Annotated in this window: 10 protein-coding genes; 6 read left to right on the top strand and 4 right to left on the bottom strand. The window is 45.2% G+C overall.

The features are described from left to right. Positions 1–89: 89 nt before the first annotated feature. The gene (locus E2R66_RS05320) at positions 90–2,264 is read right to left on the bottom strand and encodes a glutamine synthetase III family protein (protein WP_133227393.1); all 2,175 of its coding nucleotides are present in this window, start codon (positions 2,262–2,264) and stop codon (positions 90–92) included. A 525-nt stretch (positions 2,265–2,789) separates the two neighbouring features. Here E2R66_RS05320 and E2R66_RS05315 point away from each other — a divergent pair. The 6 genes from E2R66_RS05315 to gloA2 all read left to right on the top strand — a co-directional run bounded on the left by E2R66_RS05315 (position 2,790) and on the right by gloA2 (position 10,144). Further along, positions 2,790–4,391 (top strand): ammonium transporter, encoded by a 1,602-nt coding sequence (locus E2R66_RS05315; RefSeq protein ID WP_133227391.1) that lies wholly within the window; start codon positions 2,790–2,792, stop codon positions 4,389–4,391. A gap of 221 nt (positions 4,392–4,612) precedes the next feature. Further along, positions 4,613–5,647, top strand: coding sequence for a porin (locus E2R66_RS05310; RefSeq protein ID WP_133227389.1), 1,035 nt, complete (start codon positions 4,613–4,615; stop codon positions 5,645–5,647). Between the two features lie 69 nt (positions 5,648–5,716). Then, positions 5,717–6,292 (top strand): DUF4468 domain-containing protein, encoded by a 576-nt coding sequence (locus E2R66_RS05305; RefSeq protein ID WP_158288337.1) that lies wholly within the window; start codon positions 5,717–5,719, stop codon positions 6,290–6,292. A gap of 162 nt (positions 6,293–6,454) precedes the next feature. Then, positions 6,455–7,279: an energy transducer TonB gene (locus E2R66_RS05300; protein ID WP_133227385.1), complete on the top strand. Its 825-nt coding sequence runs from the start codon at positions 6,455–6,457 to the stop codon at positions 7,277–7,279. Between the two features lie 247 nt (positions 7,280–7,526). Continuing rightward, complete coding sequence (purL, locus tag E2R66_RS05295) at positions 7,527–9,755, top strand: phosphoribosylformylglycinamidine synthase subunit PurL (protein ID WP_133227383.1); 2,229 nt, start codon at positions 7,527–7,529, stop codon at positions 9,753–9,755. After that, entirely contained in the window at positions 9,755–10,144 is a 390-nt protein-coding gene (gene gloA2 / locus E2R66_RS05290; RefSeq protein WP_133227381.1) for an SMU1112c/YaeR family gloxylase I-like metalloprotein, read from the top strand. Before purL ends, gloA2 begins: the two co-directional genes overlap by 1 nt. A 159-nt stretch (positions 10,145–10,303) precedes the next feature. Here the strand turns inward: gloA2 and E2R66_RS05285 are convergent, their stop codons facing one another. The 3 genes from E2R66_RS05285 to E2R66_RS05275 form a co-directional block, all read right to left on the bottom strand. Next, positions 10,304–12,331, bottom strand: a complete 2,028-nt coding sequence (locus E2R66_RS05285; protein ID WP_158288336.1) for a tetratricopeptide repeat protein — start codon at positions 12,329–12,331, stop codon at positions 10,304–10,306. A 274-nt stretch (positions 12,332–12,605) separates the two neighbouring features. Continuing rightward, a complete protein-coding gene (locus E2R66_RS05280) occupies positions 12,606–14,192 on the bottom strand; it encodes a M20/M25/M40 family metallo-hydrolase (protein WP_133227377.1) in 1,587 nt (528 codons plus the stop codon). Positions 14,193–14,442: 250 nt separating this feature from the next. Then, positions 14,443–15,570 carry an NADH-quinone oxidoreductase subunit D gene (locus E2R66_RS05275; RefSeq protein ID WP_240049240.1) on the bottom strand — a complete coding sequence of 376 codons (1,128 nt, stop codon included), beginning with the start codon at positions 15,568–15,570 and terminating at the stop codon, positions 14,443–14,445. Between the last annotated feature and the right edge of the window lie 181 nt (positions 15,571–15,751).

Here is a 15,751-nt window from a genome sequence, read left to right as displayed (position 1 = left end):
TTGCTACGTATAACCATAGGACGAAGCTGAAAATTCGTGAAATTCGATTCAATTAGCGGAAATTCGTGTTTATTAAATTCGTGTCTATTTTATTTTGTAAACAGCAATTCTCTGAATTTCGGCAACGGCCATAAAGCGTCATCTACCAGTTGTTCCAGCTTATCTACATGGAAGCGTATAGTTGCGAAGTAAGTTTTAACTTTTTCATCGTAATCTATGGCGCGCTGGCGTATATCTTCTATTTTATTGGCTTTTTTGCGCTCGCCTATCATTTCATCCACATTTAACTTGGTGGCATTGATGTGCTCGGCTATTTTGCCTATGATATCCATCTGGGCACTATAGCTGCTTTCGGGCAGGCCTATTTCTTTGAGGCCTTTTACATTATTTACCAGCTTGCTTTGGTAAGCAATTGCCGCCGGGATGATGCTATTGATGGCTAGCTCGCCAATTACGCGGGCCTCTATCTGTAGTTTTTTATAGAAGCTCTCTAACAGTATCTCGTGGCGGGCAAGTGCTTCGCGGCGGGTGAATACGCCGGTTTCTGCAAATAGTTCTGTGGCTTTGTCTGATAAGAAGGCATCAAGGGCTTTAGGCGTGGTTTTAATGTTAGCCAATCCGCGTTTCGCCGCTTCCTGTTCCCATTCCTCGCTGTAACCATTGCCTTCGAAACGTATGCTGCGCGATTCTTTGATATACCTTTTAATAATGGTCATCAAGGCTACGTCTTTCTTCTCGCCTTTTTTGATGAGCTTATCTACGTCTACCTTAAATTTCTTCAGTTGATCGGCCACGATGAGGTTCAATATCGTCATGGGGCTGGCCGAGTTTGCCGAGGAGCCCACGGCACGCAACTCGAACTTGTTGCCGGTAAAGGCGAAAGGAGAAGTACGGTTACGGTCGGTATTGTCGGGCAATATTTGCGGTATTTTGGGGATGCCCTGCCATAATGAGTTCTCGTCTTTTATTTTCTTGCTCAGGCGCGAGGTATCAATCTCGTCCAAAACCTCACTTAGCTGGCTGCCCAGGAAAATAGAAATGATGGCTGGCGGTGCCTCGTTGGCGCCAAGGCGGTGGTCGTTATTTACCGATGCGATGGAAGCCCTGAGCAGATCGTCGTGATCGTGCACGGCTTTGATGGTGTTTACGAAGAACGTTAAAAACTGCAGGTTGTTCTTAGGCGTTTTGCCCGGCGACAATAGGTTTTTGCCGGTGTTGGTAATCAGGCTCCAGTTATTGTGCTTGCCCGAGCCATTGATGCCGGCGTAGGGTTTCTCGTGCAGCAGTACTTTAAAGTTATGGCGGTCGGCAACGCGGTCCATAATATCCATCAGCAGTTGATTGTGGTCTATGGCGAGGTTGATCTCCTCGTAAACCGGTGCGCACTCAAACTGCGATGGCGCAACTTCGTTATGGCGTGTTTTTAGTGGGATGCCCAATTGCAGGGCCTCGGTCTCCATGTCTTGCATAAAGGCATACACCCGGCTGGGTATCGAACCGAAGTAATGATCTTCTAATTGTTGGTTTTTGGCCGACATGTGGCCGAACAACGTGCGGCCGGTGAGGAACAGATCGGGCCGGGCACTAAACAGCGCGGTATCAACCAAAAAGTATTCCTGCTCAATACCCAGCGATGCGTTCACCTTCTCAATGCTTTTATCAAAATAATGGCAAACATCAACCGCCGCCTTATCCATGGCGCTTAATGCCTTTAATAAAGGTACCTTATAATCTAATGCTTCGCCGGTGTACGATACGAATACTGTAGGGATGCATAACGTGCGGCCGATAACGAAGGCAGGCGAAGAGGGATCCCAGGCAGTATAGCCGCGCGCCTCGAAAGTGTTTCGCAAGCCGCCGCTGGGGAAGCTGGATGCATCGGGCTCCTGTTGGGCAAGTGCATCACCGCTGAAGCGTTCTATAGCGCTGCCGTTGGCGGTGGGTTCAAAAAAAGCATCGTGTTTTTCGGCCGTGCTGCCGGTTAGTGGCTGAAACCAGTGGGTATAATGGGTGGCTCCTTTGCTCATGGCCCAGGCACGCATGGCCGATGCCACCTGTTCTGCCAGTTCGCGCGGAATAGTTACGCCGTTATCAATAGAATTTGCTATGCCGTTGTAAGCTTCTGTAGAAAGATAGTCTTTCATCTTGTGCTTATCGAAAACATTTGCGCCAAAATAATCTGATATTTTGTTGGAAGGCGTTTTTATTTCGGGGATTTCGCGGTTAAGCGCCGTCCGTAGCGCCCTGAATCGAATATTTGGCATAAGTATTACTGATTGGTAACCCCAAAATTAGGAAATCATTTAAAATAAAGAGTATAAAGCAGATCGATTATAGGATAGGGTTAATATGACAAAATAATATTAACCTCGCTATAAAAAACCTTAAAATGCTTTAAAAAGTACCAATTTGTTAAAATTATTCGTTTATAGTATGTGTTTTGAATTAAATTATGTTTAAATTTTTGTAAATTTTATAAAAAACTCAAAATATTAGGCTTTATAAGCTGTGTAATTATAAAATTTATAAATAATTGTGATTTATTTAGATTTTTAAAAATAAAAACAGCGTTTTTATATGTTAATAATTAAAAATATAACCTCTTTTATTGAAAATATTTCATTTGTGATTTGTTTTTATTAAAATTCATTCATATTTTCATAAAAAAATTGAAATCAATACCAATTCTATAGATTTTATTATTGATTAGATGTTTAATAAACTGATTTTACGCCCCCGTTTGCTAAAAAGACTTTTTTATCATATCAATCCACTTAATTAAACAACGAATGAAGAGTAATTCTACAAAAATCAGCCTGCTGGACTCGTTTCGGCAGCTGTCCAAGGAAAAATGGCAGCTCGGCGCTACCATTTTTATCGGAAAAATGGTTGGGCTGTTTCTTGTCGTAATGGCAATGATGATTGTTCCAAACTTTTTCGGAACACCAGCGCATGCGGCAGAAACTTACACCGCGCATGAAACTACAATGATGAACACCATTAACACGGTGTGGACTTTGGTTGCCGCTTTCCTGGTATTTGGTATGCAGGCAGGCTTTGTTATGCTCGAGGCTGGTTTCGCCCGTAAAAGAGAAACTGTTAACGTACTTATGGAGTGTATTTTCGATACCTGTCTTTGCGGTATTTTATTTTACGCTATCGGTTATGCATTCATGTTCGGTCAGGGCAACGGCTTTATTGGCTGGGGTGGTGCCGACGGTAAAACTTGGTTCTTCTTACAAAACTTGCCTGATACCTACCTTGCGTATGGCGTACCTGTAATTGCGCACTGGCTATTCCAGTTTGCGTTTGCTGATACCTGCTCAACCATCGTATCCGGTGCTATGATAGGCCGTACAAGTTTCCGTGGCGATATCCTTTATTCTATCGGCATCACTGGTTTCATCTACCCAATAATTGGCCACTGGGCTTGGGGGCCTGATGGTTTCCTGGCAACAATGGGTACATCAGGCGTGTTTGCAAAAGTATTGAGCCAGCCATTTCGCGACTTTGCAGGGTCTACCGTGGTACACACCATTGGTGGTGTTGCATCGCTGGCCGGCGCAATCGTATTAGGGCCACGTTTGGGCCGCATCTTTGCCCGCGATAATAAAGAAAAAGGCGGCTTACCTGCAGGTCACAACTTGTTGATAGCCGCTGTTGGTGGTTTTATCCTGTGGTTTGGCTGGTACGGTTTTAACCCTGGTTCCACTTTAAACGCAATGGATATGCAGGGTATTGGCCGTGTGGCTACCAACACTACTTTAGCAGCTTGCGCCGGCGGTTTTACCGCTATGCTTGCCGCATTATGGTGGGGCCCTACAAAAGGCAAATTTGATTTAGCTTTTACTGTAAACGGTTTCCTGGCCGGGTTAGTTGCTATTACCTGCCCTTGCTACTGGGTTAGTCCATTTGGTTCTATCATGTTAGGCGGTATTGCCGGTTTTATCATCTTCGGTGGCGTTTACCTTATCGAGTACTTCCGTATCGACGATCCGGTTGGTGCATTCTCGGTACACGGTCTTAACGGTATCTGGGGTACTTTATCCTTGGGTTTATTTGCATCAGGCCAATACGGTTTCACAACACCTACAGGTGCAGATAATACTGCCCCGGTTACAGGCTTGCTTTACGGAGGCGGCGGCTCGGTGCTTGCTGCACAAGCGCTAGGTAGCTTAGTAATAACAGCATCCGTGTTCATAATAGCATTTGCAATGATGTACATCATTAACAAATTACCACATCCATGGAAACTGCGTGTTGAAGAGCATGGCGAACTTGGTGTTGGTGGTATCGATGTATTCGATCACGGTATCGAGATTTATCCTGCAGAAGCAGAAGACGTTAGTTTAAGCGACCTTATGGACAAAGGCGTTAAACAACCTGCTTGAGGTTTGTGATGATTTTAAATAATACCCCTTGTGCGGCTGGCTTAAGCAGGAGTGCTGTCCGCCACACGCCAACTGCGCAAGGGTTTATATATAGCTCGGCGAAATTTAGTAAAAGCAAGTATTGAACTAAGCAAATTAGCTCATAAACGGAAAATTACCGACAAAAGATATTTAAGAACAACAACAATTAACACAAATAATTAAATTTTAATTCCTTATTCATGAAAAGAAAACTTTTACTCTTATCATTTTTTGCAGCAGCAGCTACTTTTACCGCCAAGGCACAGGATGCGCCTAAGGCAGATCCGCCGTTGGTTATTTTTGGTTCGGTAGATACTTACTACAAAAACGATTTCTCGGGCTTTAAATCGGCAAGCGGTAGTTCTAACATCCCTACCAGCTTTGCATCTGAGCAGAATTCTATCTCTATCGGTATGATTGACCTGGGCCTGAAGAAAAAAGTAGGTAAGGCTGCTTTCGTTGGTGAAATGAGCTTCGGTCCTCGCGGTCAGGCACAATCAATCCCTAACGGTGCAAGCGGCGATTCTTACCACATCCAGAACTTATACGTATCGTACGATTTGAGCGATAAGTTTACCGTTACAGGTGGTTACATGGCTACGTTTGTAGGTTATGAAGTAATTTCTCCGGTAGGTAACTTCAACTACTCAACTTCGTACCTGTTCACCAACGGTCCGTTCCAAAATGCAGGTTTGAAAGGTACTTACACTTTTTCAGACAAAGCAAGCTTAATGGTTGGTGTATTCAACGATAGCTGGAACAACTATTCATCTACCAAAGATGTATCTACTTTAGGTGCTCAGTTGTTCTTAAGCCCTGCAAAAGGTTGGACAGCGTACATTAACCTTGTTAGCGGCAAAACATCAGGTACTGAAATTGATTTGACAACTGCTTATCAAATCACCGATGCCTTTAAATTAGGTTTAAACGCTGCTGATTTCAACGCACCAAACGGACCGGGTGGCTTTACTGGCGTTGCTTTGTACCCACAGATCGCTGCAAGCCCTGCAGTATCATTCGGTTTAAGAGCTGAGTACTTCAAATGGAAAGATGCCGGTGCCGGTAGCACAAATGTTAAAGCATTCACTTTAACTTCAAACATTAAAGCTGGCCCATTGACCGTGATCCCTGAATTACGCCTTGATAAAGCTAAAGACCAACTTTTTGTTAACAGCAGCTCTATGCCAACCAAATCTGCATCGCAGTTTGTGTTAGCAGCTGTTTACGCATTCTAATAAACACATCGTTTAAATTATTTCTGGTAAGCCATCCATATTTGTTTATGGATGGCTTATCTTTATTATATGAAAAAAATATTTCTCTGTATCGCCTGCATCCTGGCAATCAATACCGCCCGCGCGCAAAAAGACCTGCTTCAGTCCGACGAAAACAATAAATACGTGTACTACCAGGTGGTTGACAAAAAAGACTTTACTGCCGATACCCTATATAACCGTGCCCTGGCATTCATGAAAAGCCAGGAACTAAAAGCCAGCGGCAAGGAATCTGCCGGCACCATAATAGCCAAAGATAAAACGGTGCTCTATACCAATTCGCTGGTGAGCAAAAAGGAGGGCGGCGAGGTTACTTATACTTTCACTATCGACGTAAAGGACCAGAAATACCGTTTTAAACTCGGCGATTTTGTATTTAAGCCTTATAAGATAAACCGATACGGCAATATGGTTACGCAACCGGGGATAGAGTTTCCGCTGGAGAAAATCTGGACCAAATACAGCGAAAAAGATACCGATGCATACCTTGACCAGGTTGGTGCGTTTTGCAAAACTACGGCGTCCAGACTTATTAAATACATGGATAGGGTACCCGTTTTACGTACCGTAGAGCCAGTAAAGAAAGTGGCTACGGATAAATGGTAAATTCAAGCTTTGCCAGCCCGATAATAATTTCAATAAATGGGGTTTCGCAATATAAAATTTTGATATTTTGATTTAAACAAATAAATATTCTGTAATAATTCCAAATTGCACAACATTTTATATTGTCATAACGTTATATAGAAAAATTTAATTCTAAACGTTATGCTAAACACGAAATTTGATTTGTACAAGAGCGAGTGGCTCGACCTTGTATTCGACGACCGCAACAAAGCTTACGGTGCTTATGACCTCAGGCATCATTACTCAGGCACGCTAAACAAAGCTATGGGGATTGCATTCGCGTTGGTTATTACCGGAGCGCTGGCATTAAGCTATGCCTTCAAATCGGTGCCTAAGGAGGAATATATTATCCACGAATATGTAAATAAAGATATTAAAATAGCGCCGCCGGAAAAACCTAAAGAAGTCAAGCCGGAAACCCATAAAGCTACGCCTCCTGCAAAACCGGCAGCACCTGTTACTACTACACAATTTATTACGCCAACAATCACCAATGATCCGGTCGCTACAGACCCGCCTAAGAATATCGAATTGACCAGTGAGATTGGCGCTCAAACCATAAAGGGCACTGATGGCCCCCCTGCGATTGTAGATAACGGTCCGGTTGGTCCGTCTACTACTGGTGGCAATGATGAGGAGATAGTACCCTCTGGCATCGGTCTGGAAGTAAACCCGGAACCTTACGGCGGCATGGCCGCATTCGGCAAATTTCTGGGTAAAGCCTTGCGTTTTCCGGCACAGGCGCAGGATGCCGGTGTGTCGGGTAGGGTAATTATGAGTTTCGTGATAGAAAAAAATGGCGAGCTATCTAATATAACCGTTGTACGTGGTGCCGGTTATGGATTCGACGAGGAAGCCATGCGTGTACTCAAGCTTGCCAAAGCCTGGAAACCCGGCATTCAGAACGGCCAGCCGGTAAGGGTGAGGTACACCATCCCAATCAATTTCCAACTGCCTACCGAGTAAATCTAAGTTGGAAAGGTTGGAAAAGTTAAAGAAGTTGGAAATGTCGCGGTGAGATATAAGTTTTGTAGGGTGATTTGAAGGCCCTGCCGTGGATTTTCGGTAGGGCCATTTTTGCGTAAAAGTTATCGGGGTTAAACCTCTCCGAACTTTTCCAACCTTTTTAACCCTTCTAACCCTTCCAACTTCTCACAACGTTTCCAACTTTTTTCTTAATTTTGCACATCCTTTCAACATAAACAATTAAACATTGGAGAACCAGGAATTAACAACCGTTGAAACCGCCAAAGACCTTGGTCTTTTACCCGAAGAATTTGCCAGAATAAACGAGATAATGGGCCGCGTGCCCAACTTTACCGAGCTATCGATCTTCGCAGTAATGTGGAGCGAGCATTGCTCGTACAAAAACTCCATTACCTGGCTAAAAACATTACCTAAAGATAGCCCCCGTATGCTGGCTAAAGCAGGTGAAGAAAATGCAGGCTTAGTGGACCTTGGCGATGGTATAGGCTGTGCTTTCAAAATAGAATCTCATAACCACCCCTCGGCGCTTGAACCTTATCAGGGTGCCGCTACAGGCGTGGGCGGTATCAACCGTGATATATTTACTATGGGTGCAAGACCTATTGCCCAGATGAACTCTTTGCGCTTCGGCGATCTCAGCCTCGATAAAACTAAGTGGTTGGTAAAGGGCGTGGTAAAAGGCATCAGCCATTACGGTAATGCATTCGGTATTCCAACCGTTGGCGGCGAGCTGTTCTTCGATGAATGCTATAACATCAACCCGTTGGTAAACGCTTTCTCGGCAGGTATCGTTAAAGCGGGCGAAACCGTTTCGGCAACGTCTTACGGCGTTGGCAACCCGGTTTACATTGTTGGTTCTGCAACGGGTAAGGATGGTATACATGGCGCGGCTTTCGCATCGAAAGATATTACCGAAGATTCGGTAAACGATTTGCCGGCAGTGCAGGTTGGCGACCCCTTCCAGGAGAAACTTCTGCTCGAAGCTACCTTAGAAGTAATAAAAACCGGTGCGGTTATAGGTATGCAGGACATGGGTGCGGCAGGTATTATCTGCTCCAACTCGGAGATGAGCGCTAAAGGCGAGCATGGCATGATCATCCACCTGGATCGCGTGCCGATGCGCCAGGAAAACATGAAACCTTACGAGATTTTACTTTCCGAATCGCAGGAGCGTATGCTTATTGTGGTAGAAAAAGGAAAAGAAGCCCTTGTAGAAGCTGTTTTTGATAAATGGGATTTGAACTGCGCCATTATAGGCGAGGTTACTGATACCCAGCGCCTTGAATACTTCATGAACGGTGTAAAAGTTGCCGATGTACCCGCCGATGATTTAGTGCTTGGCGGCGGCGCACCGATATACGAACGCGAATACCGCGAACCGGCTTATTTTGCCGAAAACCAGAAATTTAAGATAGAAGATGTTGCCGAACCTGCCGATTTGGTAGATGTTGCGGAACATTTGATAGCCCACCCTAATATCGCTTCGAAACGTTGGGTTACGGATCAATACGATTCGATGATTGGTACCGCCACTATGACTACCAATCGCCCAAGCGATGCCGCAGTAGTTGCAGTTAAAGAAACCAATAAAGCTATCGTGCTTACCTGCGATTGCAACTCGCGCTACGTATATGCCGATCCGCAAAAAGGTACCGCCATTGCTGTTGCCGAAGCTGCACGTAACATTACCTGTGCAGGTGGCGAGCCGGTTGCCATTACCAACTGCTTAAACTTTGGTAACCCTTACAAGCCCGAAGTTTACTGGCAATTTGTAGGGGCGATAAAAGGCATGGGCGAAGCCTGCCGCAAATTTGAGACCCCGGTAACCGGTGGTAACGTAAGCTTCTACAACCAATCGAGCGATGAAGGCCCTGTATTCCCAACGCCAACCATAGGCATGCTGGGCGTAATGGACGATCAGGACAATTTAATGACGCTTGATTTTAAACAACCAGGCGACCTGATTTATTTAATTGGTGAATCTCAAAACGATATTGCTTCTTCACAATATTTGGCATCTTATCATAAAATAACTGCCGCGCCGGCACCATATTTCGATATCGATAAAGAATACGCCATGCACCAGGTGGTTAAGGAACTCATCAAACATAAAGTAGTGCAATCTGCGCATGATGTGGCCGATGGTGGTTTATACATTGCATTGGTAGAATCGTGCCTGCCGAATGGATTAGGTTTCGATATCGATAGCGATAACAGCATCCGTAAAGATGCCTTCCTTTTCGGCGAGGCACAGGGTAGGGTAGTGGTGAGTATTGCGCCTGACGACCAGGAACGTTTCATCGAAATGATGGCTACCAGCGAGGTAGAATTTAGCTTACTGGGTACCGTTAACGGCATCGGCAACACCACAATAGACGAGGAATTGTTCGGTAACATCACCGATATTAAGATGGTACACAGCAACGTATTGCATGTAAGCCTTGGTGAAGCCTAATGCTGAAGCTGAATAAAATACACCATATAGCTATAATTTGCTCGGATTATATTAAAGCCAGGCACTTCTATACCGAAGTGCTTGGCTTTAATATAGTACTAGAAACTTATCGCGAAGCAAGGGATTCTTATAAATTAGACCTCGAAGTAGGTGGCCAATACCAAATAGAGTTATTCTCTTTTCCCAACCCGCCCGCAAGGCCATCCCGCCCCGAGGCATCGGGCTTAAGGCATCTGGCTTTCGAGGTGGATAATATCGAAGAAGCGGTTTTTCACCTGAACGAGTACAGTGTAGAAACGGAACCCATCCGTGTAGACGAAACCACCGGCAAGCGCTTTACTTTCTTCCAGGATCCGGACGGCTTGCCGCTGGAACTATATGAACGATAAAAAAGTTATTTGATATTCGATTAACAGGAAATAGTGCTGTGCGCAAAGGCCTTTTTATATTGTATGGTAGGGCCTTATTATCGCACAGCCCTTTCTGTATGCCTTAGGATTAACAACCAACCTCTTACTTCTAAAACCTCTGGTCTCTAACCCCAATCTCTACTTACAATACAAAGCCAGTTTATCTACTGCATCTTTAGAGCCCAGACTTATAGCTTTATTGATATCGGCGCAACCGGCTGTTTTTTCGCCACGCTGTGCCTTGATAACGCCACGATTTAGATAAGCAGCGGCGTTTTTAGGGTCGAGTGTTATTACGGTATTTAAATCGGCCATGGCGTAGGCCCAATTTTTCAGGTTGATGCGTGCAATGGCACGGGCCATGTAAACTTCACTGCTTTTAGGTTCCAGTTTAAGTGCCATAGCAAAATCCTTCTTCATGGCTAACGTGTCGCCGGTAAAGCTTTCGGCAATGGCGCGGCCGGCATAGGCTTTTACATTGTTTTGATTAATTAGTAAAACATTAATATAATCGTAAATGGCACCCAGGTATTCCTGTTTGGCCAGCTTAAGATCGGCGCGTGCCAGGTAGGCATCATCATTTGTTTCGTTTAAGGAGATGCCTTTGTTGATATCGATCAGGGCCTCATCGTACTTTTGCAATGCCACCAGGCTGTTGCCCCGGTTAATGAATGCATCTGATGAGGAGGGGGCTAGTTTTATAGCCATGTTATGGTCGGTCATGGCACCTTCAAGGTCGGCCAGTTTGCTTTTGGCTACGCCGCGGTAACTATAAAAATAGATGTTCTGAGGGTTTACCACCAACGCATCATCAAATAGCTGTACAGCCTGCGTGTACCGCCCAGAAGAGATTAAGGCCTTGCCGTAATCAACATATAAATCGTTGTTCTGTGGGGTTGAGGCTATAGCAGCTTTGTAATCGGTTAAACTACCCTCTATATCACCGTTTTTCATTTTTATGCGTGCGCGATGCAATAATGCATTAGGGTTACGAGGGTCATACAGTAACGATTTGCTGTAAAGCGCAATTGCCGTAGCATAATCATGTTGCGCGGCTTTTATATCGGCACTGCCCAAATAAGCATATGAGGCTTTTGGCTCCAATTTTAAGGTAGTGGTAAAATCGGCCAGGGCACCTACGGTGTCGTTCATTTCTATTTTAGCCTTAGCACGCGACATATACCCATAGGCATTTTTGGCGTTTAGGTTGATAGCAGTATCGGCATCTGCAACCGCGCCGGTAAAGTTCTTCATGTTGATCTTTACATCGGCCCGATTCTGGTAAGCCTCGTCGTATTTTGGGTTAAGCGTGATAGCGTGGCTAAGGTCTTCAATTGCGCCGCTCCGGTCTTCCATGTTATTTTTAGAAATAGCCCTGCCCACGAAAAGCTCCGCCCTTTTAGGGTTTTGCTCGATGGCTTTGTCGAAAAATTCTATTGCCCCCTTATCATCATCTGCATTACTCGATGCTGATGCCAGGTAATGATAAAGCTCCGGCATCTGCGGGTTCAGGTCAATCACCCGTTTATAATCTGCAATTGCTCCTTTATAATCTCGCAGATTGGCTTTAGCATTTGCACGGTAAAACCATGCTTCGGCGTTACTCGGTTCCATCTTTATTGTTGCGTCGTAGTCAGTAATAGCACCCTGATAATCGCCCATATTGCCTTTGGAATTTGCGCGATAGAATATCAGGTCTGCATCGCCAGGCAACAGCTTTTCTGCCATATCGAAATCGGCAAGGGCACCTTTATTATCGCCCAGGTTAGCCTTGCCCACGGCACGGTATTTATATAATTCGCCTTTTACCGGGTTAAGGGTAATAGCTTTATTAAAATCGGCAACGCTGCCCGCATAATCTTTTAAATTGCTTTTGGCGTTGGCACGGTAATGCCAGGCATCTATAAGGCGGGGGTTAAGGTTTAAAGCCTTGGTAAAGTCTTCAACTGCACCGGCATAATCGCCTATATTACTTTTAGCATTGGCCCGGTACAAATACACCCTTGCAATGCCCGGATTCATTTGAATTGAACGATTAAAATCAAGAATAGCTTGTTTATAATCCTTCATATTTGCTTTAGTGTTGCCACTGGTCATGTAATCGCCGGCCGACTGGGCCACGCAATAAACCGGCAACAAAAACAGAATAATTAATAATTTCTTCATTAATTGATTTTTCAAACTATGCCTAAGATACGTAATAGCCCATAAATGGTTTGCTAAATTAAGCAAATAAGGAGGCATTAATCTAATGATTAATATAGCTGTAAGCTATGGGCAACACGGTTAATTTAAAATAAAAAGCACAGCGGCTGAGCTGTGCTTGTCTGAATAAGAATTTTCAGGGTTAAAGGATTTTCAGAAAAAGATGTGCAATTTGTTAATCAAATTAATCAATAAATTCTGTTCATTCTAAAATTTTGTGAATTCTGATTCAGACCTATTCAAATCCTCCGTGCCTGTTTGCTTTTACCTGGGCGGGCCATTTGGTTGGTTCGCCGGTTTTGGTGTTTATGGGCAATACGATACGGTCGCGCGAGGTTTTTGCAGGGTCTTCGCAGGCCATGTAAACCAGTATCGCCGTAAGAATAGCGTTGTTCCTTACGTCATCGAAAACGATTTTATCATACGTATCACGATTGGTGTGCCAGGTGTAATTGCCGTAACTCCAACTGTTGGAGCTGAGCGAGAAGCCCGGTGCGCCTACGGCCACGAAAGAGGCGAAATCTGATCCGCCGCCGCCTGGTGCGCCAGGGAAATTGGTGGTTATCTGGTCGCGGATGCCGGCAGGTACTTTGCTTAACCAGCGGGTAATATAATCGTAGCTGTTTAAGAAGCCCTGGCCCGCTATGTTTACCACGCGGCCGGTACCGTTATCCTGGTTGAAAAGCGCCTGCAGGTTGGCTACAATTTCGGGGTGGTCTTCCACAAATGCGCGTGAGCCATTCAATCCTTGCTCTTCGCTTCCCCAATGGCCAACTAGAATAGTACGTTTGGGGTTAGGGTATATTTTTTTGAGGATGCGCATTGCTTCCATCATGGTGAGGGTGCCGGTACCGTTATCGGTTGCGCCCTGGCCGCCATCCCAGGAATCGAAATGGGCAGAAAGCATCACATATTCATCCGGTTTTTCGGATCCTTTTATCTCGCCAATGATGTTGAAAGTTGGCACTGCGCCAAGCTCTTTAGATTCGGCCAATATTTTGATGGTTGGTTTCTCGCCCTTTTCGGTAAGGCGGTATAGCATGCCATAATCTTCCAGTGCGATATCTACCGTAGGAACTTTTTTGGTGTAAGCGCCAAATATTTTATCCACCCCAAAACCTGCCGACCAGTTAGAGGTAATTATACCTGCTGCGCCTGCCTTTTCTAAGGCAACCGGCAATGTACGTGCGGTTAAACCGGTATTGCTGATACGTTTGCGCCAGGCATCGGTTTGGGCAGCGCGATCTGCTTTTAATTTATCGAAGGATTCTTTGGTGCCGAATTCCGTCCAGTTATAATCTGGTCTGCCGGTTGGCTGATTCATGGATATCATCACGAATTTTCCTTTGGCAGCGGGTAGCCATTTTTGGAAAGCGATGGAATCGGCAAACTCGGGCAGGATGATAGTTTCGGCGGTTACGGCCTTTTTCATACCGGGGCTCCAGGCCAGCTGTGTGCCTTCCAGTGATTTTACGCGTGGCGTAACCATATCAATGTGCGATATGCCGCGTTCCCAGCCACGCCAGTCGCCCCATTTTTCGTAGCGGGCAGTGATACCATATTCCTTATATTTTTGCAGTGCCCATTGCCCGGCCTGTTCCATCTGTGGCGTACCTACCAGGCGCGGGCCGATACCATCGAACAGTTGATGCGCCAGCGTTACCAGCTGCGAATTGTCGGTGCCTTCTTTTACGATGTTGTCTACAATAGGATCTTTGATTTGTGCCGAGGCTGTGCCGGCTACAAAGAGCACCGGGACTGCCAGCAATATGGCGATGTTTTTTGCGCGGAGGAAGCGCGATAGGGTATGGGTATTTTTCATAGTTGCTAAGATAATTATGAACACGAATTTAATTAACACGAATTAAACTAATTTGAAAAAGCACGAATTTCAAATAACACGAATTCCACGAATTTGAAAAGACACGAATTTTACGAATTTGAACTAACACGAATTCCACGAATTTAAAAAAACACGAATTCCACGAATTATTGGGAAAACGAATACCGGATTGTATGAAGGAATGTACCAGGTTTCTACCTAATCTCTAACCTCCGGCCTCTAACCTCAATTACCTATCCACTTCTCCTAATACGAAATCGAGTGAGCCGATAGTTGCAATAAGGTCTGCTATCATTACGCCTTTGCCCAATTCTTCCAATACTGATAGGTTGCAAAAGCTTGGCCCGCGCGATTTTACGCGGAAAGGGATTTCTTTGCGGTCGCTATCGTGTATGAAATAAAAGCCTAATTCGCCCTTGGTACCTTCGGCGCGTATATAATAATCCTGCGGTTTGGGGGTGAGTTTGCGGGGAAGCTTTGCACGTGGGTCGAAATCAGGCGTGCGTTTCAGCTCCTTTTGCAGGCGGTCGAGGCATTGCCCGATTATTTTGAGCGATTCATCTATTTCGTCAACTCTTACTTTATACCTGTCCCAACAATCGCCTACTGTGCCCATTTTGCCGGTGCCGATGGGTACATCAAATTCCAATTCGGGGTAGGCCGAATAATTATCGATCCGGCGCAAATCATATTTCAACCCCGATCCGCGAAGTACCGGCCCACTGCAACCATAGTTGATGGCTACATCTAAAGGCAATACGCCCACGTTGGCGGTGCGGCTGATGAATATCTGGTTATCGGTAAGCAGGCGATTAAGTTCCACCATTTTAGGGCGGAAGTAGTCTACAAATTCGCGGCAGCGTTCTTCAAAGCCTACAGGCAAATCGTAAAACAAGCCACCCACCCATATATAATTATACAGCATGCGCGAACCCGATGCCCATTCCAGCATGCCCATGATGTGCTCGCGGTCGCGGAAACACCACAGGAAAGGGGTGAAGGCACCAATATCAATACCGTAAGTGCCAATGGCTATGAGGTGCGATGCGATGCGGTTCAATTCACAAACCAGCACGCGGATATATTCAATACGTTTGGGGATATCCTTATCTATGCCCAGCATGCGTTCCACACCCATTACCCAGGCGTGGCTGTTGTTCATACTTGCCAGGTAATCCATCCTATCGGTAAAAGGGATGGTTTGCTGATAAGTAAGCGATTCGGCGTGTTTCTCAAAGCAACGGTGCAGGTAACCGATGTGCGGGATAACTTCTTTTACAATCTCGCCATCGGTAATCAATTCCAGCCGCAAAACCCCATGGGTTGATGGATGCTGCGGCCCCATGTTCAGCACCATATCCTCCACGGCAGCATCGGCTATCTTTTTGTGATACCTTTCTAAAGCGATGTTATATTTTGATGTTGTGGTGATCAATGTTGTCTATTTTCATCCGTCATTGCGAGGAACGAAGCAATCTCCCGATTTGCAAAGCGTTTTTGCTTAGCGTAAATATTGCTTCGTTCCCCGCAATGACGTT

Source organism: Mucilaginibacter psychrotolerans (assembly GCF_004519315.1).
Classification (GTDB): Bacteria; Bacteroidota; Bacteroidia; order Sphingobacteriales; family Sphingobacteriaceae; genus Mucilaginibacter; species Mucilaginibacter psychrotolerans.
Note: the sequence above shows the minus strand (reverse complement) of the source record. Positions and strands in the feature narration are given on the sequence as shown.

Excerpts from the sequence above, each read along its gene's own strand:
- E2R66_RS05320 (WP_133227393.1), bottom strand. The coding sequence starts at position 2,264 with ATGCCAAATATTCGATTCAGGGCGCTACGGACGGCGCTTAACCGCGAA.
- E2R66_RS05315 (WP_133227391.1), top strand. The coding sequence starts at position 2,790 with ATGAAGAGTAATTCTACAAAAATCAGCCTGCTGGACTCGTTTCGGCAG.
- E2R66_RS05310 (WP_133227389.1), top strand. The coding sequence starts at position 4,613 with ATGAAAAGAAAACTTTTACTCTTATCATTTTTTGCAGCAGCAGCTACT.
- E2R66_RS05305 (WP_158288337.1), top strand. The coding sequence starts at position 5,717 with ATGAAAAAAATATTTCTCTGTATCGCCTGCATCCTGGCAATCAATACC.
- E2R66_RS05300 (WP_133227385.1), top strand. The coding sequence starts at position 6,455 with ATGCTAAACACGAAATTTGATTTGTACAAGAGCGAGTGGCTCGACCTT.
- gloA2 (WP_133227381.1), top strand. The coding sequence starts at position 9,755 with ATGCTGAAGCTGAATAAAATACACCATATAGCTATAATTTGCTCGGAT.
- E2R66_RS05285 (WP_158288336.1), bottom strand. The coding sequence starts at position 12,331 with ATGAAGAAATTATTAATTATTCTGTTTTTGTTGCCGGTTTATTGCGTG.
- E2R66_RS05280 (WP_133227377.1), bottom strand. The coding sequence starts at position 14,192 with ATGAAAAATACCCATACCCTATCGCGCTTCCTCCGCGCAAAAAACATC.
- E2R66_RS05275 (WP_240049240.1), bottom strand. The coding sequence starts at position 15,570 with ATGGTGCTGAACATGGGGCCGCAGCATCCATCAACCCATGGGGTTTTG.